General features: G+C 32.1%; 5 protein-coding genes and 4 pseudogenes. 6 read left to right on the top strand and 3 right to left on the bottom strand.

All coding sequences use genetic code 11. The features are described from left to right. Nucleotides 1–80: 80 nt before the first annotated feature. The 4 genes and pseudogenes from AC22L0_RS26950 to AC22L0_RS26965 form a co-directional block, all read left to right on the top strand. A pseudogene (locus AC22L0_RS26950) lies at nt 81–305 on the top strand (DDE-type integrase/transposase/recombinase); the annotation flags it as partial. A gap of 149 nt (nt 306–454) precedes the next feature. After that, a pseudogene (locus AC22L0_RS26955) lies at nt 455–775 on the top strand (transglycosylase); the annotation flags it as partial. 361 nt (nt 776–1,136) lie between these two features. Continuing rightward, nucleotides 1,137–2,246, top strand: coding sequence for an acyltransferase family protein (locus AC22L0_RS26960; RefSeq protein ID WP_095691617.1), 1,110 nt, complete (start codon nt 1,137–1,139; stop codon nt 2,244–2,246). A 163-nt stretch (nt 2,247–2,409) separates the two neighbouring features. After that, nucleotides 2,410–3,054 carry a lysozyme family protein gene (locus AC22L0_RS26965; RefSeq protein ID WP_095691616.1) on the top strand — a complete coding sequence of 215 codons (645 nt, stop codon included), beginning with the start codon at nt 2,410–2,412 and terminating at the stop codon, nt 3,052–3,054. A 194-nt stretch (nt 3,055–3,248) separates the two neighbouring features. Here AC22L0_RS26965 and AC22L0_RS26970 read toward each other — a convergent pair. Further along, nucleotides 3,249–3,323: pseudogene (locus AC22L0_RS26970) on the bottom strand (IS6 family transposase); the annotation flags it as partial. A gap of 154 nt (nt 3,324–3,477) precedes the next feature. Here AC22L0_RS26970 and AC22L0_RS26975 point away from each other — a divergent pair. Further along, nucleotides 3,478–4,662 carry an FtsW/RodA/SpoVE family cell cycle protein gene (locus AC22L0_RS26975; RefSeq protein WP_065705753.1) on the top strand — a complete coding sequence of 395 codons (1,185 nt, stop codon included), beginning with the start codon at nt 3,478–3,480 and terminating at the stop codon, nt 4,660–4,662. Nucleotides 4,663–5,010: 348 nt separating this feature from the next. On the opposite strand, the gene AC22L0_RS26980 is transcribed toward AC22L0_RS26975, so the two are convergent. Then, entirely contained in the window at nt 5,011–5,286 is a 276-nt protein-coding gene (locus AC22L0_RS26980; RefSeq protein ID WP_139848382.1) for a hypothetical protein, read from the bottom strand. A 210-nt stretch (nt 5,287–5,496) separates the two neighbouring features. Here AC22L0_RS26980 and AC22L0_RS26985 point away from each other — a divergent pair. Continuing rightward, nucleotides 5,497–5,691, top strand: a pseudogene (locus tag AC22L0_RS26985) (sigma-70 family RNA polymerase sigma factor); the annotation flags it as partial. 131 nt (nt 5,692–5,822) lie between these two features. Here AC22L0_RS26985 and AC22L0_RS26990 read toward each other — a convergent pair. Beyond that, nucleotides 5,823–6,404, bottom strand: a 582-nt coding sequence (locus AC22L0_RS26990; RefSeq protein WP_487272545.1) for an RNA-guided endonuclease InsQ/TnpB family protein, incomplete at its 5' end; no start/stop codon positions are given.

The raw sequence follows: 6,404 nt of genomic DNA on the forward strand, positions 1-6,404 counted from the left end.
AAAATAGAGAGAAAAACAGGAAAGAAGATTTTCAGCGTTTTATTAAAATGAGAGTTCGTTTGATGTTAGGATTGAGATCTTATCAAACTACAATCCATTGTACAATCAAGCATTTAAACAATCTAATTGAACAAGGGTATAGGCATGTAACGAGACGTTTTGGCAAATCTGCAGGGTTTCAAAATCTCCGTCATGCTTCACGTACGATAAAAGGTATTGAAACCATTCACGCTCTATATAAACAAAGGCTAAGTCTTCAAAGAGACTCCACCTTTTTAACGTACAATGAACTTCAACAATTATTACTAAGCCTTATTTGTATGCAAATTATTTACTTCCTTATTATTAGAAATCACTATATAAAACGCATATGTACAAAAATATATTCATAAAAAAATAACCGGAAAATTGAAGGTGCATACTCAATCACTAATTATGGTTGGATATGCACCTTGAAAGCAAGTTTGATCCAAATGCAGTTGGAGATCAGGGCACATCCCTGGGACTGCTTCAAATTCATCGAGGTGGATTAGCACCCAGAGATTTAACGAATGAAGATTTGAAAAATGCAGAAACCAATACTCGAATTACAATACCTAATATGACACGTGTATTTAACCGTGGTTTACAGAAAAGTTTAAAAGGATCAGATCTATTAAAGCATGTTACTAATACCTCAGGTTGGACTGAAAATAAGGGTGTTCAATGGGCAGAGAAACAGACAGAATTTAATCAGTCAACGAGTAGCAAGTGCTCCCTTAGTACAATTATGTAGTAAACTTCATGCAGCCACTGGTACCTTACTCAGCCTTGAGGGCTTAAATAAACGCTTAAATACAAAGGCAGTTTTGTTTTTACAATATATTTTTCTTTACAACAAAAACGCTGTGAACAAACACAGACTTTAACATTTAAAATAAATATGTTTATGCGTTTTAATATAAGATGAATACCATTTTAAAAAACTTTAGATAAATGTTAAAAAAAACTTTAGATAAATTTTATTTTTTCTTTCTATAATTTATGTATGAATATGAAAAATCTCTTTAAAAGATACACAACTTTTTTTGTAGTATCGAGGGGTTAAATGACCTTTATTAAAAGGCAAAAACTACAATTTACAAGGAGAATACTTTATGAGTAAGAGAATAAACGAATTAGACTCAATACGAGGTTTAGCCGCAATTACAGTTGTATTTGGGCACTTTTGTTTAATGCTACCTTCGTTGCCTAATTCTATTAAATTTTCCCCTCTTAGGTTTTTATGGGCTGGTGGGGAAGCTGTAATCATTTTTTATGTACTCAGTGGTTTTGTGCTATCTATGGCACTCTATCATTCAAAAACAAATTATTGGGGATATTTAATTAAGAGATTTGTAAGAATCTATATTCCTTATTATTTTTGGATAATCATTACCTTTGCTTTATTTATTTTGTTTTCACCATATGAAGTTACGGGACTACGAGACTGGTTCTATGATAAGTGGCAAGGGCCTATAACAAAATTAGATATTATGAATCACTTTGTACTTCTTAATAACTTTTTTACGGATAATTATAATCCGGTTATCTGGTCATTAGCTCAAGAAATGCGTATATCTATCGTGTTTCCCTTGTTATTCCTTCTGTTTTATAAACAGAGTTGGAAGAAAACGATACTGTTTGCTATGAGCTTTTCTTTAATCGGTATTTTCCTTAATAAGTTGCATATTGGGAAAGCTGAGGGGTTTTATAATGGTTATGCCGATACACTGCATTTCACATCTATGTTTATGGTTGGAATGCTACTTTTTAAACATCAGGAAGAACTTACTCAATTATATAAAAGGATGAAAAACTTAAACAGAAAACTTCTTATTGTATTAGGGATCTTTCTATATCTATATTCCATTATGATTTATGGGCTTTCTAGTAATGATACTACTTTCTTATTAAAAGATTGGGGTGTCGTAATTGGTGTGAGTATAATAATCATTATGGCAATGAATAACCTAAAGGTAAAAGCTATTTTAAATAAGGGTGTATTTGTATATTTAGGGGAAATTTCATATAGTATCTATTTATGTCATTTTCCAATCACGATGGTACTCTTTAAACTTTTGTATGCAAAGATACCTACCCTTTTTCTTCTTATCTTATGTATTACAACGACAATAATTTGTTCTATATTATCGTATCATTTAATTGAAAAGAAATGTATCAATTGGGCAAAACAAAGAACAAAAAATTTCAAAAAAAAAGTGTGATACTTGTAGGGAGAAGGAAACGATTCAAAGAATAACCCGCCTTGAAAAAACCTCCAATTCAGGCGGTTGTTTTTCCTTTAAATTCCTATATTAAAATTTACACCTAAAAAAATAATTTTGGACCCAAAAAGGTACGAATTTTTTATACGAGGAGGAGTAATGTATGAAGGATACGATTAAATCACGATTTATTATATTATTCATTATAAGTATTTTAGGTTTAGGAACCATGCTTGTAATATTTTATGTAAAGCATAAAACCAATATTCAAAGAAATAAAGTGATTGCTGCCGAAAAACGTGTATTGCAATATGAGTCTAACTTGAAAAAAGAATTAGAAAAATATAATTTAGGAGAGAAAACAGCAGTTTTATTAGGAATTATGTACCAAGAGAGTAGAGGTGAGGGAAATGACCCTATGCAGTCTTCTGAATCACTGGGATTAAAGCCAAATGAAATTCAAGAGACAAGCCTGAGCATTGAACAAGGAGTAAAACACTTTGCTCAAATGTACAAATATGGAACGGAAAAAGATGTTAGCATGGATACAATTATTCAAAGCTATAATATGGGACCAGGGTATATTGATTTTATTGCAAGTCAAGAAGTTAAACAACACTCGGAAGATTCCGCCAAAAATTTTTCTAAGATGAAAGTTGATCAAAATCCAGAGATGTACACTTGTGGTGGAAATAAAAATAATTTTAGGTATCCATATTGTTATGGTGATTTCACATATGCAACAAAGGTGAATGAAAAAGCAAAACTTATTGAAGAACTTCTCCGAAAAAATTCAAAATATAATTGAGAAAATTTTTAATGTAAGAACTTTAAGATTCATGTGAGAGATCTATTAAATCAGGTCATAGTGATACCCGTATTCTAAAAATAGTCTGACTACATGTCTGGTTCAGATAAGTTTGGAGTGACTCATGCAAAGTAGGCAGGATTTAAAAAGCACTCCACCAAGTCACGAGAATTTAGGTTTTACCGTAGGTATCATTTCACGTTCAACAAAATAATATTAGGCTCATAATGTATCCATTTAAATAAACTTTCCTTATCCACACTAATCATACACCTTTTTAAAGTAGTCTAATTAGTATGGATAATTTTGAGAATGTTCAATCTATCCTTATTATTGTAAAATTATATTAATAAATGTTAATGTACACATAAAAAACAGGATAGTTCCTATAAAAAGTAAATACAACAATGCCTAGGGGGGATAATGGTGGAAAAAATAGTTTTTTTAAAAAAATTAGATAAGAAACTAATATTCATTTTATTCATATTATGTGTCACCAGTATTGTTGCAATATACAGTAGTCAGCAAACCGGGCAATATGGCAACCAAAATTTTGCTATGAAACAAATGGTAAATTACGCCATAGGTTTTGTTCTATTATTAATTGTTGCCAATATCGATTTAGATCAATTACAAAAATTAGCTTGGCCGATTTATATTGTGGGGTTCATCTCAATTATCATTTTAAAGGTATTACCAGTGTCAAGTTTTACACCTGAAATATTAGGGGCAAAAAGATGGTTTAGATTTCCAATTATTGGTGCTATTCAACCAGCTGAATTTTTTAAGCTTGCCTTAATTCTTCTGGCCGCAAGTTTAGTCGTAAAACATAATGCACAGTATATGGCACGGACATTTCAAACTGATTTGCTTTTGATTGGTAAAATATGTTTGATAACTATTCCACCTGCGTTACTTGTATATAGTCAACCCGATACGGGAATGGTGTTCCTATATATAGCAGCCATTGCATGTATTATATTTATGTCAGGAATCCAAAAAAAGTTAATCGTACTATGTGCAGGAATTCCGATGACTGTATTGTCTGCTTTAATATTTATATACGTAAAATATCCAGATATTTTCTTCAATAAGTTAGTTACTTTATTAAAGCCCCACCAACAATCGCGAATTTTAGGCTGGTTAGATCCATTTCAGCATACAGATCAGGGATATCAAACTCAACAATCAATTTTAGCAGTTGGTAGTGGGGGGATAGAAGGAAAAGGCCTCGGTTCTGGAAATGTTTATATTCCAGAAAAACATACTGATTTCATTTTTGCCACAATTGCCGAAGAAGGCGGTTTTATAGTTGCCACTTTTATAATATGTATATTCTTCTTAATGCTTTCCCGAATACTTATAATTGGTAATTCCGCAGATAATTTATTCGGCACCTTACTATGTGCAGGAATTGTAGGCGTTCTAATGTTACAATTTTTTCAAAATATCGGTATGATTGTGGGATTAATGCCTGTCAAAGGTATTGCACTTCCATTTTTATCATATGGCGGAAGCTCTTTATTTTCGAACATGCTAATGATGGGGCTTATTTTATCCACACGAAAAACATACAAAGAATATATGTTTTCAGTGAATCAGCACTAAATATCAAATAAGAAGTACTTATACCTTAAACTATTCGTAGAATAACATGAGATGAATAAAAAAGGTTACAGAGCTATAATCAAGTAGTGTTAATAGACAGAGGGAGGAGAATAATAAACATTCTTCTCCCTTTTTCTGTAATTAGAGTTTGTATATATAAATATACGTTGTAAGGAATTGCTGGAATGAATTTTCAGGTTACAAAGGGGGAGCACGCACATTTTAACGTTTTTATACGCTAAAGGATTCTCAAAACTCCATAACGCGAGTTAAATTGAGAATCAAATTACATCTAGTTTGATTCATAAAAGATTGGCGTCATAGACTACTGGATAAAAACACAGGGTTTTATCTCTGTGTTTCTTCAAATTTTCGTTTTTGAATATAAACTTGAGCATGAATAATTTCTTCCTGAAGTTCTTTTAATTCTTTCATAGATTCTGTTTCAATAGTCATGTAGGTAGTAACTAAACTAATCATCATATCCATCTTCTCTACTATATTTTGAATGACCTGTACAGATTGCTCTTTTTTAGGGTGTTGTATTGCTGTTAATACATCTTCCATATAATTGTTCTTTCTTTTCTGGATATCATAAATAAACTGTTTTGTGTTTGAGTTCAGTAGTTTTTCCTCCTCTTTAGATATCTTTCTATTCTATCATATTTAAATGGGAAACATTGGATTTTGTGGAATTTACACCAGCCTAATTGCTTAACGTAATCTATATATTTCTAAAGAGATGATAAATATATATTTTTTATCAAACTTGGAACTTTATCATGATTACTGTCCAATATATATAGTGAAATCAATTTTAAGGAGGTTGCCTGTTTGGCTAGTAATGACAACATAAGCAACTGGATAGACCGTCTGTTATCCGGTGACGAAGAAGACTTTGAATATATATTTGATTTAACAATTCAGTGAATATATGACACCGTATTTGCTATAGTTAAAAATGGTTATGAAACAAATGAATTTGTAAATGAGGTTTACTTTCAACTATGGAAATCAATCGTGAACTACCCGCCACTTAACGTCCTAGCGGACTGTTTGAAGTGGGGGCTTCTCGGTTAGTCGTTACATTTGGTAGCTAACGAATTCGTCCTAAGACAGCCGAGCTAACTCCCTTGTTCCAAGGGTTATTTTATTGCTATCTATGCTAACGCCAATAGGCGTATTGCTTCATTTTTGATATTGATAGCTGCGTTATAATCTCTATCGAGATTTACACCGCATATACAAGAATAGACTCGCTCAGACAATGGCATATTTTTCACATTTCCACAACTACTACATGTTTTTGTGGAAGGAAACCATTTGTCTATTTTCACAAGCTGTTTGCCTTGTTCATTTAGTTTGTAAGCTAAGAAAGAAGTGAACATACCCCAAGCATTATCAGCGACGCTTTTTCCAAAATGAAGTGCTTGCGACATTCCCTTCATATTTAGATCTTCAATAGCTACAACATCAAAATGAGTAGCTAACTCTTTAGACTTATGATGAAGAAAGTTCTTACGTTGGTTTGCTACTTTTTCATGCAGCTTAGCTACACGGATACGTTGTTTATTCCAACGCCCTGAACCTTTTGTACGTCTTGATAATACTCGTTGAGCCTTTGCTAATCGGTCTAACATTTCACGATAGAACTTAGGATAATTGGCTCTCTCATCCTCAGAACTGACGTATAATTGATCCATCGCAAAGTCTAATCCAACAACTGTTTCTACTTCTTTTTG

It is taken from the genome of Bacillus sp. LQ01 (assembly GCF_057624735.1).